This window comes from Escherichia albertii NBRC 107761 = DSM 17582 (assembly GCF_000759775.1).
GTDB classification, from domain to species: Bacteria; Pseudomonadota; Gammaproteobacteria; order Enterobacterales; family Enterobacteriaceae; genus Escherichia; species Escherichia albertii.
In genome coordinates, this window is the sequence record NZ_BBMY01000224.1 from 1 (window position 1) to 1,228 (window position 1,228).

A 1,228-nucleotide genomic window follows, 5' to 3' on the forward strand; every position below is an offset into this window, starting at 1 on the left:
CCTAAGGAGTTGATTGGCAAATTTCGTTTATTGCCGAAAAAATTAACCACAAAGGAAAAAGATGAATCCAAAAATGGACACGTTCATTTTTCTAACCCTAAACGAGCAGCCGACCATTTATTTAAGAATTTTGATCTGATACCAGAGTTTCGTATTATTGGCGACTTCCCGGTTGATAGTCACATTATCTCTGCGCTATGGATTAACATGGTCGGGCATAAATTTGATGCCAGCTTAGATAACTGTTGCTATGGCGCGCGGCTAAAACGTATTCGTAATGATGAATTGTTTAGCAATGAGCAGGATAATCCATTCCATATCAGTGCTGTGGGTTCTTTTAGCTCCTACTTCCAGCCCTACCAAAAATGGCGTGGTGATGGCTTAAAAGCTATACGTGACGAACTGGAAAAAGATCACGATATTATCGCCGCTTCACTGGATTTAAAAAGTTACTATCATTTTATTGATCCACTGGCTATAACTTCTGACGATCTCTGTGACGCGCTAAACGTAAAACTGACTGAGGATGAAAAAGCGTTTACTGAACAGTTAGCAATATTCTTAAAGCACTGGTCTGACGGCGCAGCAACGTTTGGAAAGAAAATAGCGTACAAAACACCAGTTATTAATGGTGGTCTGGTCATTGGATTGACGGCCAGTCGGATCATATCTAATATACTGCTACACCAGTGGGATAAATTAGTCATTGAGAAACTATCGCCGATCCACTACGGTCGTTATGTCGATGATATGTTCCTCGTGATACGCGATACAGGTAAAATTACTAATAATCACGAATTTATGTTATTGCTGCAAGAGCGGCTTGGCAACGATTGCATTAGCCAGAAAAACGGGCAAGAACAGATATGGCAAATACAGCAGGGTGAGCAGTTTCAGGGTAAGACTACCATCCAGTTACAATCCGATAAGCAAAAACTTTTCGTGCTTCAGGGGCGGGCGGGAATAGACCTGCTCGACAGTATCGAAAAGGAGATCTACGAGCTTTCTAGTGAACACCGCTTGATGCCTTCACCGGATCAACTGGAACACTCCACCGCGGCTAAAGTCCTTTCCGCTGCCGGTAGCGTGGGTGAAAATGCCGATACTCTGCGCCGTGCGGATGGATTAACCATCCGTCGTTTGGGCTGGTCACTGCAATTACGCTACGTTGAAACACTGGCGCGAGATCTGCCTCCAGGTGAATGGAAAGAACAGCGGGAAGAGTTTT

1 protein-coding gene is annotated in these 1,228 nt (G+C 43.9%); it reads left to right on the forward strand.

All coding sequences use genetic code 11. The features are described 5' to 3' along the window. On the forward strand, nt 1-1,228 hold a 1,228-nt coding region (locus EA14781_RS22195), incomplete at both ends, for an RNA-directed DNA polymerase (RefSeq protein ID WP_042336400.1).